The organism is Bacillus cereus group sp. BfR-BA-01522, from assembly GCF_022662635.1.
GTDB classification, from domain to species: Bacteria; Bacillota; Bacilli; order Bacillales; family Bacillaceae_G; genus Bacillus_A; species Bacillus_A cytotoxicus.
The window spans coordinates 330,162-345,069 of sequence record NZ_JAKUDY010000002.1 but is presented as its reverse complement, the minus strand read 5'-3'; the positions used below and the strand labels follow the sequence as shown (position 1 = coordinate 345,069).

The window sequence follows — 14,908 nt, the reverse complement described above, 5'->3', positions numbered from 1 at the left end:
GCTACTTGCGGTCTTTTTTCATCCTTTTCTGTGTTTCATCATATGTTAATTTGCTTTGAAATGTTCCATTCTTTCCTTGAAAAGTATACAAAATGGCTCCTTCCCTATCTGTCCGCCACACTTCCACTTGCATTTCCTCAAGGCGCTTTAATACTTGGTCATGCGGATGTCCATATCGATTATGCTCTCCTACCGAAATAATCGCTTTCTTCGGCTGAATAAGCCGCAAAAACGGGGCAGTAGAAGATGTCTTGCTCCCATGATGCCCAACTTTTAGTATGTCCGCTCGCAAGTTTGGATATTGTTTTACTATACGTTCCTCACCCTTTTCTTCTAAATCTCCTGTAAACAACCATGTAAATTCTCCTATTTTCGCCCATAGAACAATAGAAGAATCATTATCACTTGTTTCGCTTCCCTCTGGTGATAATACTCTAAATTCCACTTCATCAACTTTCCATCCGTCGCCTTCTTTCACCTTATTGATTCGCATGTCTTTTTTCTGCGCAAGGTACTTCAATTCAGCTTCTAATACAGAATCTTTTCTCTTTTTTCCAAATATAATTTCTTTTACATCAAGAGCTGCTACTACCTCTTTAGCCGCTCCCATATGATCGACATCACCATGTGTCACAATCAACTTATCAATCGTGCGAATTCCTTGCTTTTGTAAAAAAGGAATGAGCACATCATCCCCAATAGAAAATTCATGTTTCTTCTGTTGCCAATGTTCTTTTTTTATCGGAATTGTCCCTCCTGTATCAATAAGATACACTTCTTTATCATACGGAAGGCGAATCAATATCGCATCACCTTGTCCCACATCAATAAATGTCACGCTGCCACTTGCGCGAAAATATGGAGATAGATAATGACACATACATAAAAAAAAGAAGATACCAAAGGCGAAATATAAAAATATTTTCCTAATCGCTCTTTCCCACACGATACATATAATAATGATACTAAAGGAATAAAGCACTACAAGAAATGGAGGAGTTTGTCCAAACGTAAACCGTACAAAAGGAAAGGCTTCACAATACTGCAAAACATCATTAGACATGCGTAAACATATAGATAGTAGATGTGCAATTCCTTTTGCCAGCGGAGGGAAAATCATCATACATAAAAAAATAATGATGCTACACGGTAATACAATACAAGACAGGAATGGAACATAAATCAAATTGAGGGGAATACTGTATGGAGAAAAATAACCGAAATGATAGAGCGTAATCGGGATACTGGCAAGTTGTGAAATAAGAGAAAGGATGATTGCATTTTGAATCACTCCGCGGTTATGCTGTAACAATGTATTTGCAGATAACAATAACGCCAAACTACCAATAAACGAAAATTGAAATCCAATATCAAAAAGCATGTATGGATCATATATGAGCATGAATATAGCTGTTACACTAATCGCATCTATACTGAATAAACGAAAGGAATGCATCACCCCTATGAGCAATAAAGTACCCATAATAGAAGCTCGCATAACAGAAGGAGATGCCCCCGCAAAAAACATATACAGCGGGATACAAATTATAAGAGCAGTTGTTGTTCTTTCCCTTGTTACACCAATTCGAAGCAAAACAAAATATACAATTGCCGATAGTAATACAATGTGTGAACCTGAAATAGCAAGCAAGTGAATCAAACCAAACTGTTGATATTGTTGTTCCACTTCATATGACATGAATTGGCGGTCTCCAAATAATAGTGCATTCATAAATGCACCCGATTGTTCGGGAAACATTTCTGCAACTGCCAACGTTGCTTTTTGTCTCAATTGAAAAAGCCAATTTACAAATGTAACATGATTGTTGCTACAATCCATTATTGCGGTTGCCTCAAACAAAAAATGAATCCTTTGTTTGTACAAGTAATTTTTATAATCAAATCCATAAAAATTCCGAGCGCTTGGCGGTTCCTTTAACGCTCCTCTAAAAGTACATACCATCCCCACACGTAACCCGCGCAGCACATTCTTTTCCTTCTCTGACTGCATGTTATAAAATAGCTGCACTTTATTTTTTGAGTTATCTTCTATTTGAAAAGAGAGGCGATTCCCATTAATAAGAGGAGTATTTAGAATCACACCCGTTATGGATTCTAAATCATAACGTATAGAAGGCTTATTTTCCTGTTCAATATATGATGTATAAAGAAAACTACTAAGACACGCTACTATACAGAACATGAGGGTTTGACGCGAAGTACGGTATGTGCAGAATAAAAAATAGCACCCAAATAAAATCGTACCCAATAATTGGGACGAAGAACAGGCAATTGCAATTCCTATTACAAAAGAAATTGCAATATAGCCCCATTGCCTACGCAACTCATTCTCACTCCTTATAGCATTTGTTTCGCTTTTGTGAATACTCGTTGTAGTTCGTCCATTGTTAAATCTTCTTTTTCTAACGAAGAAAACAGTTCTTTCAATTGCGTATGACGCTCTTGTTGCTCTAATGATGCAATATCATATTCTAAAGGAACATGTTTTACAGTCACATTTGCTTGTTTAAATAACTCTATCGCATACGGATGATTTTTATAATCTTGCGCATAATACACGGCCGTAATACCGCTTTGAATAATCGCTTTACAGCATTGCAAACAAGGAAAATGCGTAACGTAAATTTCAGCACCCTCTGTTTTTACACCAAATTTCGCACACTGTAATAAAGCATTCATTTCTGCATGTATTGTACGCACACAATGATTATCAATGACATAGCACCCTTCATCTATACAATGAACACCGCCCTTAATTGAACCGTTATAACCACCTGCAATAATTCGCTTGTCGCGGACAATTGTCGCTCCTACTGCAAGCCTTGTACATGTGCTACGTAGCGATAACAAATGGCTTTGCGTCATAAAATATTGATCCCAAGAAATTCGTTCCATATCTTCACCCACCTTTTTGTCTATCTGTAGTGTAGCGAAAGAAGAAAAAGCTCGTCAATATTTTATTATATTCCCATAAAATTTGCAGTCGTATAATCAAAGAGGGCTTTACACTCCTTTCATCTTTTGAAATTCATATGGTACGACTCCCGTTTTGCTTTATGGAATCATAATTTGATCTTTCATCTTTTCAAGTGATTTCTCTCCAATCCCATCTATCTCCAACAAATCTTCTATCTTTTGAAATGCTCCATGCTCTTCGCGATATTTTATAATTGCCTCCGCTTTCCTCGGACCGATTCCTGTTATGTTTTCAAGCTGTTCTTTTGAAGCTTGATTGATCGATATCTTTCCAGATTGTTGAACCGGTAGCGTTGTTTCATGTAATCGTTCTCCTTTTTTAGGAATATATAAAAGCATTTGATCCTGCATAATTTGAGCTAAATTTACTTGTGTTACATCCGCTTCTGGCAAAAACCCTCCTGCTTTTTCAATACCATCTTTCACGCGAGAACCTTCTCTTAGCTCATAAACTCCCTCTCTTTGCACAGCCCCTTTTATATCAACTATAATTTCTTTTTTCTGCTCTTTTGTTTCCAATTCTTTTGATTTATTTTTCTCTTCGCGTTTCATAGCTGTCGCTGATTGAAGTTGAACCGTTGCTTTCTCTTCTTGATTGTTTGTCTGCCATAAAAAAAGAACAATCACACATCCAGCAGCTCCTAATAAAGCTAACCACTTCTTTTGTAAATTCCACATCATTTTATTCCTCCCATTCATAAATTCACAACATAGTTCATATTGTTTAGGAGAAAGATGTTACGAAGGAGGGATGAAACATTGAACATCGGAATCATAGGGACAGGAAACATGGGAAATATACTCATTGATGCTTTTTTAGAAACACGCGCTGTCAAACCTTCGTGCCTCACTATTATTAATCGTACGCCTGCCAAAGCATATCATATAAAAGAGAAGTATCCTTCTATTTGTATAGCAAAAACAGTGCAAGAAGTAATAGAACGTTCAGAACTTGTTTTTATTTGCGTCAAACCTTTAGATATTTATCCTATTTTAAAACAACATACCGCCTACTTGACCGATGAAAAATGTTTAATTTCTATCACTAGTCCTATATCAGCCAGCCAATTAGAAAAAGTGGTTTCTTGTCACGTTGCACGCATTATTCCAAGCATTACAAACCGAGCATTCTCTGGCGCTTCCCTATTCACATTTGGAAAAAACTGTTCTGAGGAATGGAAAGAACAATTACTGAACTTATTCAAAAATATTTCTACACCTATAATCATTGAAGAAGATATTACGCGCGTTTCATCTGATATTGCAAGTTGCGGACCAGCGTTCTTTAGTTATTTATTACAGGCCTTTATTGACGCAGCGGTAGAGCAAACAAAAATTACTCACGAAGAAGCTACTACTTTAGCAAGTGAAATGGTCATTGGGATGGGGAAATTGCTTGAAAAGGAAATTTTCACATTACCGACATTACAAGAAAAAGTATGTGTAAAAGGTGGGGTCACTGGAGAAGGAATCCAAATTTTAAAAGAACACGGCGGGGATATGTTCCACAAGTTATTCGAACGAACACATAAAAAATATGCAGAAGATTTAGCTGGTGCAGAAGAGCAATTTAGCAGGCACACGTAAAGAATACGCCATCTATATATAAAATCCTTTATTTTCTCTTATTTTTGCAAAATAAAACGAAAAGCAACCAATGAATAGGTTGCTTTTCGTTTTATCCATTCTTTTTCACCATAAAAAAGATGCGTTCTGTCTGTTCTGTTACTTCCATACGTTCAAAATCACCCATAACACGGATTACAGAAAAACCCGCTTCTTCAAGCCATTTCGTAATCAATTCAACCGGATATGCACGCTGGATATGATATTCATCAAATCGGTGATATACCCCTTCTTCTGGATCTTGGACAAAGAATGATAATTCATGTTCCACACTATCTGGTACTTCTCCAGGAAAACAGTTCCAAATAAGGGCTATCTCTTCTCCATTTACTGTATACGTTTCATTTTGAAAGATGTGATGAACTTTATATAAAGAATGCACATCAAATAAAAATAAACCATCTTTCCGTAAATGTTGAAATACTCTCTTAAATGTTTCTTGTATCCCTTCTTCTTGCAATACATAATTTAATGAATCACAAAAAATCGTTACACAATCGAATTCTCCAGGAACATCTAACTCTCTCATATCCTGTTGATAAAATGGGATGAAATGCCCTTTTGCTCCTAATTTTTGCTGGGCAACTGCTAACATTTCTTCCGAAAGGTCTACACCAGTCATATCATAGCCTTTTTGTACAAGTGGAAGCGTTACATTCCCAGTACCACAAGCTACATCAAGGATTTTCGTTTCTTTCATCCCCGCCTGCTGCAAACTCTCCTCTGTAAACTCTACCCACTTGTCGTATGGGACATCATTCATAAGTTTATCGTACAGTAATGCGAATTGCTCATATCTCATTGGCTTAACTCTTCTGTAATATCTTCGCGCGGTACGTCGCCCCATAGGCGCTCTAGATTATAATGATCACGCTCATCTTTATGGAATACATGTGCTACAACATCACCAAGATCTACAAGAACCCAGCGCGCCTCATCAAACCCTTCCATACGCTTTACATCAATTTGAAATTCATGTGCCTTCGCTTTAATTTCACGCGCGATTGCTTGTACTTGCTTATCAGAATTCCCATGACAAATGATAAAGTAATCAGCAATTGGTGAAATCCCTTGCATATTTAATACTACGATGTCCTCTGCTCGTTTATCATCAGCTGCCTTTGCTGCTAGCATTAATAAGTCTTTATTATTCATCCAGTAATTTCCTCCTTTACAACTGCATTATACGTTTGAAATGTTAACGGATAAATCGTTTGGTTCTTTTCCATTAAAAATTGAATCGTACGCTTTAATGCAAATAATAATGCTTTATTTATATCCTCCTGCGCTAACTTTCGCGCCTCATCCACGCCTGGAAACTTGCGTCCAGGTTCAATATAGTCTGCTACATAAATAACCTTATCAAGCATTGTCATCTTCTCATGTCCACTCGTATGATATGTAATAGCTTGCAAAATTTCTGGATCTGTAATGCCTACTTCTTTTTCTACTAAGTATGCCCCAACCGGTGCATGCCATAACTCTTTATTATATTGAAGCAAATCTTTTGGCAAATCCGTCCGTTTAATGATATCTTCCATTTCTTGAATTGGTTTACACTTCGCATAATCATGAAAAATAGCAGCCATCTCTGCTTTTTTCTCATCCACACCATATCGCTGAGCCAATTCAATCGCTGTTTCCATTACACCAATCGTATGTATATAGCGCTTTTCATGCATTTGTTTTTTTACAATCTCAAGAGCTTTGTCACGATTCATACAACCCATTCCTCTCAATATATGACTGTACTTGTTCTGGAAGCAAATATTTACACGTCTTCTTATTCTTATACCTCTCTCGCAGTAAAGATGAAGAAACAGCAAATTCCGGAATTTCTATCGTCAAAATTTTATAAGGTGTCTGTAAAGTATAGCCCGGCCTTGCAACGCCAACAAACGTTACAAGTTCAAGCAGTTTTTCGATGTTATACCACTTTGGCAAATACTCCACCATATCACCGCCAATAATAAAATAAAACGTTGTATCCGGGTGCTTCTTCGTTAATTGTAACATAGTGTCATATGTATAAGATGGTCCTTCTCTCTCAAGCTCCTCTAAACAAAGTGAAAAATAGCCTTCTTTCTCTATTGCTAACTCCAACATCTTTCGTCGATCTTCTGCGCTTGTAACATTTCGATTCCTCTTATGAGGCGGTATTTGATTAGGTAAAAACCAAACTTCATCCAATTCTAATGTATGATACACTTCATTCGCAATTAACAAATGTCCATAATGCGGCGGGTCAAATGTACCACCAATAATTCCGATCTTTTTCAAAGGAAATGCCTCCTTTATTTTATCCCGCTATTTTGGGGCAACCCGATTCATGAGGGCCTTTAATCAGCGAGGAATCCTCCCTACTGATCAAAGTTTCACTTTCTCCCCCTCAAGAACTGCTCTTTTGGAAAAGCTTACTTCTGTTCATTTCATCTACAATACGTATTTTTTCGAAAAAAAACTATACAAGTCCTCGACGATTATGGAAGTTGAATTTGCTTATTTTCTCTTGATTCTTTATATAAAACGATTGTACTTCCAATCACTTGAACAATTTCTGCCCCCGCACCTTGTGCTAGTTCTTCTGCAACTTCACGGCGGTCAAACTCACAGTTTTGCAATACGCTCACTTTAAATAATTCACGAGCCTCTAATGCATCTGCAATTTGTTTAATCATATTTTCATTTACGCCACCTTTTCCTACTTGAAAAATCGGTGTTAAATGATGCGCCTTTGCACGTAAAAATCTTTTTTGTTTTCCTGTTAACATATCATTATCCTCCAAGCTTTCTTATTACTAATTGTTTCATTCTATTAATGTCTGGCATCATTCCAGTCCACATCTCAAAGGCAAGTGCCCCTTGATAAACAAACATATCAATACCGTTTTGAACAATCGCTCCACTCAATTTTGCATCATGTAAGAACTTCGTTTCAAAAGGATTATAAATAATATCAGAAACAATTGCCCCTTGTTTTAAAGAGCCAATTTGCATTGGCGTATGTTGTACATGTGGATGCATACCTATCGTTGTCGTTTGAATCAGCACATCATAATTCTCTTGTGCTTCCGTCGCTTTCTCTAGTGAAAGCGCCTTTGAAACAACCCGTTCTTTGCTACTTGCAATCAACTGCTTTGCTGTTTCTACCGTCCGGTTGGCAATATCGATTTCTTTTACTCCTGCAGCTACTAGCGAACAATAAATAGCACGACATGCACCACCTGCACCGAGTAATAACATACGTTTGTGACGTAAGGGTTCTTTACTAATAGCCTGCAAAGAACGAACATACCCAATTCCATCTGTATTATAACCAACAAGCTTGCCGTTTCGATGAACAACAGTATTTACTGCACCGATTTGCTTTGCTAACGGATCGATTTCATCTAAATATTTCATAATAGCAACTTTATGTGGAGTCGTTACATTGATCCCTGAAACTCCTAACGCCTTTAACCCTTTCACAGCTTCCCCTAGCATCTCTTCTTCTACAAGAAACGCATGATAATGAGCATCTATTCCTAAATGTTCAAACGCATCATTATGCATAAGCGGTGATAAGGAATGTCCAATTGGATTTCCGATTACACCATATAATTGTTTCATAAATCCCTCTCCATTTAAATTAAAGATTTACGTAATGAAACACTAACTCCTTTTGGTATATGAGCAACAATTTTTGCTCCTGGTTCGTTCACAGTAACCCATCCTAATCCAGAAAATACAACATCTGTTTTTGGCTCACGAATATTAAATTCATATTTCACAAATTCAGGCATGCTTTCTAATTCCTCTGGAGTTGGTGGATTTAATAATTCCCCAGCATGTTTTTCATGTAATTGATCTGCTTTTTCTAGCTTTGTACGATGAATTGTTAAACGGTTTGAGAAATAGCAAGTAAATGAACGACGACCACCGCTCACATAATCAAAGCGTGCCAATCCACTAAAGAATAATGTTTGTTCTTCATTTAATTGGAATACCATTGGCTTAATCTCTTTTGTTGGTGTAATTATTTTTAAGCTTTGCTTCCCAACATAATGAGCCATTTGATGATGATTAATAATTCCCGGTGTATCATATAAAGAAGACGTATCATCTAATGGGATATCAATTAAATCTAACGTTGTTCCTGGAAAATGAGATGTTGTAATCACATTTTCAGTTTCTTCGCTAAATTCTTTAATCATGCGATTAATAAATGTTGATTTCCCAACATTCGTACATCCTACAACATATACATCTTTACCGTTTCGATACTTTTCAATCGCCTCTGCAAGTTCTTGAATACCTTGCCCTTTCGCTGCACTAATTAAAAAGACATCTTCCGCTTTTAAACCAAGCTGCTTTGCACTATAGCGCATCCAATGTTTCATCTTATCATGTTTTACAGATTTCGGAATTAAATCCGCCTTATTTCCTACAAGTAACACTTTGTTGTTCCCAACAAAGCGATGTAATCCTGGTAACCAACTTCCATTAAAATCAAAAATATCAACAATTTTAACAACTAATGCCTCTGACTGGCCAATTCCATTTAAAATACGTAAAAAGTCATCATCCGTTAGCGACACGTCCTGGATTTCATTATAATTCTTTAAACGGAAACAACGTTGACAAATTACTTGCTCTTTTTGCAAAGATGAAGCCGGTGCATATCCAACTTCACTTTTGTTTTCTGTCTGAATCTCTACACCACAACCAATACATTTAATCGTTTCAATCAAACTTTATTCCTCCCAATGAATTAAACCTTTTTTCTTCATGTTTTTCATAATTCTTCGCTCAATTTTTCGATTGAAGCGCGTTACTAATCCATCCGTTTGTGCAACTGGTACAACTAAAATCGTATGTAGCCCAACTCGATTGCCACCTAATACATCTGTTAAAATCTGATCTCCAATGACTACAACTTCCTCTGGCTTCAAATTCATTTGTTCTATTGCACGTTTAAACGCACGAACAAACGGCTTACGTGCACTATGAATAAATGGAATTCCAAGTGGTTCTGCAAAATCCTTTACTCGTTTTTCATTATTATTTGACACAACCGTTACTTGAATGTTTTGTTCCTTCATTTTCAAAAACCATTGTTCAAGCTGCGGCGTGGCATTAGGACGATCCCATTCAATTAACGTGTTATCTAAATCTGTAATAACGCCTTTAATTCCACGTTTTTTTAGCTCTTCTGGTTGAATATGATATACGTTTTTCACGTATTCATTTGGTAAAAATAGTTTCAATTTCTTTCACCTCTTTGAGGATTTTTCATAAAATTTTTCGACAACATTTTTCGATAGACAGCATGTGGATAAACTTGTACACATTTTCCACATTAATATTTCAGTCAATTTAGAAATTATTAACATTTCATACACAATTTATCCACGACACTTTGTGGATAACCATGCGTTTGTGACCATCATATTTTTTTGATACATTAGATGCAACAAAGAACCTATCCTTAATTACTAGGAGGTGACTCATCTTGAATACAAATCATATAGAACAGTTATCTACCGAATTACTCACTGAGTCTTATTATAAAGCAAAAGAACTAAAATTAAATCCTGACTTTATTTTACTTATAAAACAAGAAATCATTAGACGTTCATTAGAGGACAAGCTTGTCAAATCTTCTTAAGTACATATAAAATAATGCCTTATTTGTAAAAAGAGCCATCGGTAAGATGGCTCTTAACTAAAATGAACTTTCCAACTTTCAGGAATTTTCATTAGACACATTGACACATCTCACTTCCTTGAGTCCATACAAGCTTATTATAGACTTCTACTGTTCACTACTATGAGGTTAATCGAGTTGCAATCTTTTCGCCTACACGGAGTTCTTGACCGCTTGTTAACGTTGAAACAGCTTCGATCATTCCTTTTTCAAACAGCAGAACAACTGTCGACCCAAATGTAAAGTATGCCATCTCTTCACCTTTTTGAACAGTGTTTCGTTTATGAAGAAGTTCAATACTGTTTACAAACATAGCTCCTACTTTTACTAGCGCCATACGCTTTCCTTCACTATCTACTTCTGTAACAGAACGATAATTCTTTGACAAAGGTTCTTTCCCATATTTCATGCCTGCTGCATTTACAGGATATGATTTTCCCCCTAGCTCAAACCGCTCTGTCACAGTACCGGAAAGTGGACTATGAATGCGATGATAATGACTTGGACTTAAATAAATCACCACATATGTACCGCCGGCATAACGACTCGCTCTTTCTTCATTGCCAAGCATATCTACAATCGAATAGCGCTTCCCTTTAATATCAAATGTTTTCGATTCTTCAATCGGTCCAAAATCTGCAAAAATTCCATCAACAGGGCTAACAACAGCTGCTGCCTCTGCATGAATCATTCGCTTTCCTTCTTTTAATTTACGTGTAAATAACTCATGTAACGTTCGATATTCTTTTAAATCTTTTTCCATCTCATCTTGATTAATTTGAAACACTTTTGCATAAGAGGGAATAATAATAGAACTGAAACGAGACTGTGCAAATTTACGTAATATATAAGAAGTAAAACGCCCATTTGTAAGTTCAATCATCAGTCGATATAATGTACGTCGCAAACTGCGAAACCTCCTAATCATTCTTAAAATAACAATTACATATAGCTTTCCCTTCTTTTCTTGCGATATCATGCCGTTTATCTAAATAAACACCTTTACGTTATTACAGACAGTCTACATATTATACAAGAAAAATATAGCCTCTTTCATAAAGTGAAACTATAAGCAGCAAGATTTTCCCTTTCCCGCTGATTATGAACCTTTACCAATCAAACGATTACGGACAATCAAACTCCTATCTATCATCTTTATTTTTCTTTCAATCTACAATGAAAGTCTCACTGCCCGATACTGTTGGATAAATTCGTTAGCACCTTCTAATATTACAGATAGAATCCATCATTTTCAACAGTGAACATATATTTCTTCTTTTCGCTTCGCTTTTTATCACCTGCATCAAAAGAAAAAAGGAACGACTGCCGTATCAATGCAGTCGTTCCTTTTTCTTATTCCTTTGCTTTCATCTCTTTCTCCGCCCTCACAAATTCATGAAACATTTTCATCAGTGCTCGCTTCTCAATTCTTGATACATAGCTCCTGGAAATCCCAAGCGCCTTTGCGATTTCTCGCTGCGTTTTCTCCTTATCCAGTCCGAGTCCAAAACGCTTTACAATAACTTCTTTCTCCCTCTCATCTAAAATATCAATGTACTCTTTAATTTTTTCTAACTCCATACTAAGTTGAATCATATCGATCACGTCTTCTGATTCAGATTTCAAAATATCGATAAGTGATATTTCATTACCCTCTTTATCTTGCCCAATCGGGTCATGAAGTGAAACATCCTTTTTTGTTTTCTTCAAAACGCGGAGATGCATTAAAATTTCATTTTCAATACAGCGTGCTGCATATGTTGCAAGCTTTGTTCCTTTCCCTGCTGAATAGCTTTCAATCGCTTTAATAAGCCCAATTGTGCCGATTGAGATTAAATCTTCTGCATCTTCACCTGTGTTTTCAAATTTCTTAACAATGTGGGCTACAAGCCGCAAGTTATGTTCAATCAATAAGTTTCTCGCTTGAGCATCCCCTTGCTCCATTAACTCTAAGTACTTTTTTTCGTCATCTGGTGACAATGGTTGTGGAAACGCATTGTTTTTCACATAAGAAACAAACACAAACACTTCACGAACCATATATCCAATTGCGGCGAATAAACTCAAACCCTTCACCCCCGCCAAAATAGTGGTCTTTACTATATGTATGTGGGCGTGAAGTTGTTTGTGTCTGTACCCATTTAAATATGAAAATTCATCATTAAAACATATTACCTGTGCGTGGAGAAGTTAAACATCAACGTGCTCACGATTTTGCGGTAGAGACTGATGATAAATATATATGCTGTAGAAAAAGGAATACTTAAATTTCATTAAAACCAATTCACTTACTATTTGAGAGAGGTATTAAAAAGTCCATCGAGAGTCCTCAATGGACTTTTTGGCAAACTTACTTACTCCAAATCTTTTCTCCTGTATGGGCGTCAATATAGCGAATTTCTTTTCTATTTTCATAATCTGCACCATATCCCTCACTTATGTTCCCAGTCGTTGGCACATAGACAAGCTGATACTGAGGCGGATTGGTCTCACATTCTTCAAACCACTTCAACCGTACATGAAGCGCCTGACAGTACGTATCTAATGCTGTTTCTTGATTTACTTTTACATTTGTGTCATAACTGAGTAGCTGTTCAATTACCTGTTGCGATACGCCACGATACATGTCTACTTCTCCTGATGATGCATCAATAACAACGCTCACCATCTCACCTTCAATACGAATCCCATTCACGTACACATAAAAATTAAAATGCCCTAGATCCTCATCATCCTCTTGGTTCTTCCAAATGCGAAGATGTTCTTCAAAATGTGGAAACACTTTCCCTAAAAATTGCAATGCTTTTTCCAAACATTGCTTACGTGTTAATATTGGTTCTTCGCACGCAGTCTTTCCCCACTTACAGTATGTAAGCAATTGATTTGTCTCTTGATCAATTGTTATAGTCGTTGCCTCTTCATACTGTAAGATAGGAATGTGTTGTCTACAATATGTATCAAAAGATTTATCGTTATCTTTTCGATGCTTTTCTTCCGTTGACACCTTTGTCCAAACGCTTGTCAATTCTCTTCCTTCTGACTTTTCATGTACTTTTTTCATTTTTGTCGTATCTATATGCAGTAGTTGATAAACGTCGGTTGCCATTTCCACTTTTTCTTTCAAAGATGGCAATGAGGCTGTTTCAATTATATAATGACTCCTATCATGTAAGTCTGCTCCTGTGCACGGATTTATAAAAGCATGTGCTGTAATCGGCTCATATACAAGATTGTATCCATCCTTCATTTCGCGATTTTCATATGTAAGCCATCCGTTAGAAAGATGTACAAAAACAAGTTCCACTTCCTGTTTTTTTCGCAATTTGTCTAAAATAACCTCCTTCTTAATAATGGAACTTGGCCAAGTTGGTCTTTCTTTTATTCCTTTGTTTCTAAATGTAATAATATTTCCGAGTAGATCTATTTCCACTACGCAACCCGTTCGAGGTAAAGGGCATCCATGTACTTCTTGTTTATATTCAACGGCAATACACTCTTTTTTTGAAGTTACATATATAAAGTTACACTCTCCATGTATATAAGGTGCATGTTTTTTTATAAATGCATCTGCAATTTCCTTCGCTTTTGATTCAGCAATTCCGTTTTGTTTTTGCATTGTTTCTTTACAAATAGATAATTCTAATAATTCTCCATCCTCTTTCCGCAAACATACTTGAATGCTTTCCTCTGGTTTACCACATTTCTCCCACCAAAGAAGATGTACCTCTTCATTCATTTTTTTATCATCTACAACAAGCACATATTCATCTGGAATTTCAATAATATGCGCAACTTGCTCTTTTCTTTTTTGATCGTTTGCATTCATCATATCCTCTCCCATCCTCTGTCTATCCTTTTTATTATTCCATAAAATGGAATGGACATTTATAAAAAAACAGCTAGATATTTCTAGCTGCCTTACTTCGTTTCACGATGCAATGTTACTCGCTTTAATCGTGGACAATATTTTTTTAATTCGATACGTTCCGGATTATTTCGTTTATTCTTTTTGGTAATATAATTACGATCTCCGCATTCTGTACAAGCTAATGTAATATTGACACGCATATGCCCCCTCCTTTCTAATTCAAGTTTGCAACTAAAACGTAATCATTACGATTTATATCATATACAGAAACATCCCTTTTGTCAATTACATACGAAAAATTTTCTATGCATATTATCTATACTCTATCGTTTTCCGACAGAAAACTTCCACTTCAAGGAATATGAAGGGCATCTCCCAATGATTACTTGAGAGATGAATGTCGATTGGCATTAGCGAACATCTTTGCTACAACGGAATTTCTATATCTTTAAAAATTTTATCGCAGATCGTCTAGCATTTGCTAATTTTTCAAAACCAACAATCATTTTTATTCAATATACAAATAAGAGGTTAACTAACCTATCATGCGTAAAGATGTAATTAAAATATCTCAGATCCAAGTAATTCTTGTACTCACTATAAAAAAGACAAACAATCGAAACAATTAGTTCATACGAAATTCACATCAATCTATTACTATTACAATTGTACATAATCAATTTGCTAACAATTTTTTAAATCGATATAGAAAATGGAGATGAAAGGAGTTA

17 protein-coding genes are annotated in these 14,908 nt (G+C 36.1%); 2 read left to right on the top strand and 15 right to left on the bottom strand.

All coding sequences use genetic code 11. The features are described 5' to 3' along the window. Nucleotide 1: 1 nt before the first annotated feature. The 3 genes from MR059_RS04360 to MR059_RS04350 form a co-directional block, all read right to left on the bottom strand. Nucleotides 2-2,344 carry a DNA internalization-related competence protein ComEC/Rec2 gene (locus tag MR059_RS04360; protein ID WP_012095515.1) on the bottom strand — a complete coding sequence of 781 codons (2,343 nt, stop codon included), beginning with the start codon at nt 2,342-2,344 and terminating at the stop codon, nt 2-4. Between the two features lie 14 nt (nt 2,345-2,358). Further along, nucleotides 2,359-2,916, bottom strand: coding sequence for a ComE operon protein 2 (locus MR059_RS04355; protein WP_012095516.1), 558 nt, complete (start codon nt 2,914-2,916; stop codon nt 2,359-2,361). A 159-nt stretch (nt 2,917-3,075) separates the two neighbouring features. Then, nucleotides 3,076-3,678, bottom strand: a complete 603-nt coding sequence (locus MR059_RS04350; RefSeq protein ID WP_012095517.1) for a helix-hairpin-helix domain-containing protein — start codon at nt 3,676-3,678, stop codon at nt 3,076-3,078. Between the two features lie 78 nt (nt 3,679-3,756). On the opposite strand from MR059_RS04350, the gene comER reads away from it, so the two are divergent. Next, nucleotides 3,757-4,584 carry a late competence protein ComER gene (gene comER, locus MR059_RS04345; RefSeq protein WP_041810029.1) on the top strand — a complete coding sequence of 276 codons (828 nt, stop codon included), beginning with the start codon at nt 3,757-3,759 and terminating at the stop codon, nt 4,582-4,584. A 91-nt stretch (nt 4,585-4,675) separates the two neighbouring features. Here comER and MR059_RS04340 read toward each other — a convergent pair whose 3' ends face one another. The 8 genes from MR059_RS04340 to MR059_RS04305 form a co-directional block, all read right to left on the bottom strand. After that, on the bottom strand, nt 4,676-5,425 hold the full coding sequence (locus MR059_RS04340; RefSeq protein WP_012095519.1) for a class I SAM-dependent methyltransferase: 750 nt from the start codon (nt 5,423-5,425) through the stop codon (nt 4,676-4,678). Next, complete coding sequence (rsfS, locus tag MR059_RS04335) at nt 5,422-5,778, bottom strand: ribosome silencing factor (RefSeq protein WP_012095520.1); 357 nt, start codon at nt 5,776-5,778, stop codon at nt 5,422-5,424. The genes MR059_RS04340 and rsfS overlap by 4 nt, the downstream gene beginning before the upstream one ends. Further along, a complete protein-coding gene (gene yqeK, locus MR059_RS04330; RefSeq protein ID WP_012095521.1) occupies nt 5,775-6,344 on the bottom strand; it encodes a bis(5'-nucleosyl)-tetraphosphatase (symmetrical) YqeK in 570 nt (189 codons plus the stop codon). Before yqeK ends, rsfS begins: the two co-directional genes overlap by 4 nt. Beyond that, on the bottom strand, nt 6,334-6,903 hold the full coding sequence (locus MR059_RS04325) for a nicotinate-nucleotide adenylyltransferase (RefSeq protein ID WP_012095522.1): 570 nt from the start codon (nt 6,901-6,903) through the stop codon (nt 6,334-6,336). The genes yqeK and MR059_RS04325 overlap by 11 nt, the downstream gene beginning before the upstream one ends. Nucleotides 6,904-7,103: 200 nt before the next feature. Further along, nucleotides 7,104-7,394 carry a ribosome assembly RNA-binding protein YhbY gene (gene yhbY, locus MR059_RS04320; protein WP_012095523.1) on the bottom strand — a complete coding sequence of 97 codons (291 nt, stop codon included), beginning with the start codon at nt 7,392-7,394 and terminating at the stop codon, nt 7,104-7,106. Nucleotides 7,395-7,398: 4 nt separating this feature from the next. After that, the gene (gene aroE, locus MR059_RS04315) at nt 7,399-8,232 is read right to left on the bottom strand and encodes a shikimate dehydrogenase (protein ID WP_012095524.1); all 834 of its coding nucleotides are present in this window, start codon (nt 8,230-8,232) and stop codon (nt 7,399-7,401) included. Between the two features lie 14 nt (nt 8,233-8,246). Further along, nucleotides 8,247-9,353, bottom strand: coding sequence for a ribosome biogenesis GTPase YqeH (yqeH, locus tag MR059_RS04310; RefSeq protein WP_012095525.1), 1,107 nt, complete (start codon nt 9,351-9,353; stop codon nt 8,247-8,249). A 3-nt stretch (nt 9,354-9,356) separates the two neighbouring features. Next, nucleotides 9,357-9,869 carry a YqeG family HAD IIIA-type phosphatase gene (locus tag MR059_RS04305; RefSeq protein WP_012095526.1) on the bottom strand — a complete coding sequence of 171 codons (513 nt, stop codon included), beginning with the start codon at nt 9,867-9,869 and terminating at the stop codon, nt 9,357-9,359. A gap of 245 nt (nt 9,870-10,114) precedes the next feature. Here MR059_RS04305 and sda point away from each other — a divergent pair, with 245 nt between their 5' ends. After that, on the top strand, nt 10,115-10,270 hold the full coding sequence (gene sda / locus MR059_RS04300) for a sporulation histidine kinase inhibitor Sda (protein ID WP_012095527.1): 156 nt from the start codon (nt 10,115-10,117) through the stop codon (nt 10,268-10,270). A gap of 160 nt (nt 10,271-10,430) precedes the next feature. Here the strand turns inward: sda and MR059_RS04295 are convergent, their stop codons facing one another. The 4 genes from MR059_RS04295 to rpmG all read right to left on the bottom strand — a co-directional run bounded on the left by MR059_RS04295 (nt 10,431) and on the right by rpmG (nt 14,377). Next, nucleotides 10,431-11,216 carry a phosphatidylserine decarboxylase gene (locus tag MR059_RS04295; protein WP_012095528.1) on the bottom strand — a complete coding sequence of 262 codons (786 nt, stop codon included), beginning with the start codon at nt 11,214-11,216 and terminating at the stop codon, nt 10,431-10,433. A gap of 446 nt (nt 11,217-11,662) precedes the next feature. Beyond that, nucleotides 11,663-12,376, bottom strand: a complete 714-nt coding sequence (sigK, locus tag MR059_RS04290) for an RNA polymerase sporulation sigma factor SigK (RefSeq protein WP_012095529.1) — start codon at nt 12,374-12,376, stop codon at nt 11,663-11,665. 283 nt (nt 12,377-12,659) lie between these two features. Next, the gene (locus MR059_RS04285) at nt 12,660-14,135 is read right to left on the bottom strand and encodes a YcdB/YcdC domain-containing protein (RefSeq protein WP_242161573.1); all 1,476 of its coding nucleotides are present in this window, start codon (nt 14,133-14,135) and stop codon (nt 12,660-12,662) included. Between the two features lie 92 nt (nt 14,136-14,227). Beyond that, nucleotides 14,228-14,377, bottom strand: coding sequence for a 50S ribosomal protein L33 (gene rpmG, locus MR059_RS04280; protein WP_001265619.1), 150 nt, complete (start codon nt 14,375-14,377; stop codon nt 14,228-14,230). Nucleotides 14,378-14,908: the final 531 nt, after the last annotated feature.